Genomic DNA, 2991 nt, shown 5'->3' with positions numbered 1-2991 from the left:
CACAGATTATTTAAATCGGTAGAGGAACTGAGAAATTTATTAGAAAAACTCTTGAATCAAGAAGAATTAATTATTAAATGGCAGCGAAAGGTCAAGAATAAGGGTAACACTGTTATTGCAAGTTAAACGTGGAACAGCTTACCACCGGTAAAAGTCATGGCAGCAATGATTCCTTCTAAGGACATAGCCCCAATCATCGTTACATTTTTTCCCCGCCCGTCAGGACGATCACCATAAGCGCGACTACCTTGGGGCGAACGAGCGAAGCGTCTAGTCATGGCAATATTAACTCCGGCTTCATCAATAAATATTAAGTCTGCTAAATTTATTTCTCCAATAGTTGTCCAATACTCTGCTCTGAGCTTTTGCACTCGTTCTATATATTTTTCGCTTGCGTGCAATGTTTTTTTTTACGCGTCAAATTTAGCTTTTGGGTGATTCTGCCCATTGTGGAGCGACTTATTTTTAGCTGAGTTTGCAATTCTAATTGTTCGCACAATTCCACCAAAGTAGCATCATTATCTGACTCTACTAATAACTCTACCAATGCCAATTGCTCATTATTGAGCTTCGGTTTTTGACCACCACCATGAGGCAAAGCCTCAACTGTTCCACTGTTACGGTATCGTCTGAGTAAACTTTGAACAAAACTCAAGCTGACGCTAAATCTTTTTGCCAGGTGTCGTTGAGAGCCTTCTTGATTGTTATGTGCATTGATTACTTTCTGGCGCAGATCACAGGAGTAAGGTTTCATTCGACAAGTACTTAGACGTTAATATACTCCATCATCCCATACTGTATTGCACTCAAGCAGGAACCGCTATATAACCAGAGTTTGGGCAGGCAATAAAATAATTTATAAAAATATGGCAATTTTTGTAGGTTGTGATACGCTATCTGCTTGAGAAGTGTGGAGGAGCCGAAAATGACTAAGCTGCGGGTGGGGTTACTGTTTGGCGGTCGTTCGGGAGAACATGAAGTTTCGATCAAATCAGCACGGGCGATCGCTAATGCCTTGAGTGCAGGGGAAAATGCTAGTAAGTACGAAATATTGCCTTTTTACATCCAAAAAGATGGCCGCTGGCTGGCAGGAGAAGCACCCGAAAAGGTTTTAGCAACCGGCAGTCCGCTACTGGAATCGGCAGAATCAACTTCTGAGGGAAATCTGACATCCAACCCTCAAGCCCAAACCCTGAGCAATTGGCAATCTCCCTCTCAAGTTTCCCAAGTAGATGTTTGGTTTCCCATCCTCCACGGCCCCAACGGTGAAGATGGAACAATTCAAGGATTACTAACTTTAATGCAAGTCCCCTTTGTCGGTTCTGGGGTGTTAGGTTCGGCAATGGGGATGGATAAAATTGCCATGAAAATGGCCTTTGAGCAAGCAGGACTAGCACAGGTAAAATATAAGGCGGTAACTAGAACGCAGGTTTGGTCTAATCCTTGCGTATTTCCGAAACTGTGTGATGAAATTGAAGCAGCATTAGGATATCCTGCTTTTGTCAAGCCAGCTAATTTGGGTTCATCAGTAGGTATTGCGAAAGTGCGATCGCGCCCAGAATTAGAAGCCGCTTTAGATAGTGCTGCCAGTTACGACCGAAGGCTAGTTGTAGAAGCTGGTGTCGTCGCTAGAGAAGTTGAGTGTGCCGTTTTAGGTAACGATCAACCCCAAGCCTCTGTCATTGGAGAGATTACTTATGACAGCGATTTTTATGATTACGAAACTAAATATACTGAGGGTCGGGCATATTTACTGATCCCCGCACAACTTCCAGAGGCGATCGCTCGTCAAATTCAGGACATGGCTTTGCAAGCTTTTGCCGCTGTTGACGCTGCTGGGTTAGCAAGGGTAGATTTTTTCTATGTGGAAGCAACACAAGAAGTATTTATTAACGAAATCAATACGTTACCAGGCTTTACTGCGACGAGTATGTATCCTCAACTCTGGGCACATAGTGGAGTCTCCTTTCCAGAATTAGTCGATCGGTTAATTCAACTTGCTCTGGAAAGGCATTCTCCTAGCTGACAGAATAAATAAGCAAACTGATTTCCGATTATTACGGTAAAAAGTCACAATAAATACAGAACTTTGGCAAAATTTAGCCAGATTTTGTAGCTTATGTTTTACAAAAAAGCTACTAAAATCTGAACTTTGTTACGGATACCTAATGCTTGACTCCTCCAGTACAATTTATTGACTAGAGGGGTACAAATCTGAAAGTAATCATGGAAAAAAGTCAGAGTGTACAGCGCGAGCGAACCCAATTAAAAAGGGCTACTCCAGAGCTGACAAACAGGAAATCGAGACTCAGAAACAGCTCGAATGTTCTGATATATCTGGTTGCACATCATCCTTGGCTATTGTTAACCGGGTGTTTAGCCATGTTTCTGGGAGGTGGTGCCTTTGCCTTATATAGCTTAGGTAATGCTGGCCCCGTGCCACAAGAAGAACCAGAAAAAATCCCAGTTATAGTTGAAGAACCAATCAGTCCGCCCTCTGAGAATAGCAATCCTACACCTTTATGGATGATTGCTGCGATCGTTCTCAGCTGTGGTGGTGGTTCCTTGCTGATTTTCCGAATGCTTAACCGCACCAAGCAACCGCAAAAAGTTCAAAAACAGGTTAATCGCCATCAGGTACGCTTGACACAGAAGCATCACCAAAAATTGGAACCAAATCTTCCCAAGAGTCAGCCAATTTTTGTGCCACAGCCACAACTAATGCCCCTGATGCAGATGCAACCTAAAACAAAGCATCTGGTAACTGTTCTTCCAGCAGAACACAAGCACCACCTGGATACGCGCACAGAACCTTTAGCAGACTTGATGGATCTTCGTAAAAATAGCTCATTGTCTGCCATTTTACGCCAGTATTAATACTACGGTAAAGTAAAATCCCGTTAAATTAACACTTTTTGCCAATTAGCTTGGCTTAGATTCCCGACTTTTTTTAAGAAGTCGGGAATCTTGTTATATACGAATAATTTATTT

4 protein-coding genes and 1 pseudogene are annotated in these 2991 nt (G+C 42.5%); 3 read left to right on the top strand and 2 right to left on the bottom strand.

Annotated features, from left to right (window positions below; translation table 11 throughout):
• A pseudogene (locus tag IQ229_RS24305) lies at nt 1–126 on the top strand (IS630 family transposase); the annotation flags it as partial.
• Here the strand turns inward: IQ229_RS24305 and IQ229_RS21425 are convergent.
• Both IQ229_RS21425 and IQ229_RS21420 read right to left on the bottom strand, forming a co-directional pair.
• Entirely contained in the window at nt 123–371 is a 249-nt protein-coding gene (locus IQ229_RS21425; RefSeq protein WP_194047176.1) for a transposase, read from the bottom strand. The pseudogene IQ229_RS24305 and the gene IQ229_RS21425 sit on opposite strands and share 4 nt — an antisense overlap.
• 5 nt (nt 372–376) lie before the next feature.
• On the bottom strand, nt 377–754 hold the full coding sequence (locus IQ229_RS21420; protein ID WP_194047174.1) for a helix-turn-helix domain-containing protein: 378 nt from the start codon (nt 752–754) through the stop codon (nt 377–379).
• A 171-nt stretch (nt 755–925) separates the two neighbouring features.
• Between IQ229_RS21420 and IQ229_RS21415 the strand changes: the two genes are divergently transcribed.
• Both IQ229_RS21415 and IQ229_RS21410 read left to right on the top strand, forming a co-directional pair.
• Nucleotides 926–2026 (top strand): D-alanine--D-alanine ligase family protein, encoded by a 1101-nt coding sequence (locus IQ229_RS21415; protein WP_194047172.1) that lies wholly within the window; start codon nt 926–928, stop codon nt 2024–2026.
• 356 nt (nt 2027–2382) lie between these two features.
• On the top strand, nt 2383–2877 hold the full coding sequence (locus IQ229_RS21410; RefSeq protein ID WP_194047170.1) for a hypothetical protein: 495 nt from the start codon (nt 2383–2385) through the stop codon (nt 2875–2877).
• Nucleotides 2878–2991 lie beyond the last annotated feature (114 nt).

Source organism: Nostoc cf. edaphicum LEGE 07299 (assembly GCF_015207245.1).
Classification (GTDB): Bacteria; Cyanobacteriota; Cyanobacteriia; order Cyanobacteriales; family Nostocaceae; genus Nostoc; species Nostoc edaphicum_B.
This window is presented reverse-complemented; position numbering and strand designations above follow the sequence as displayed.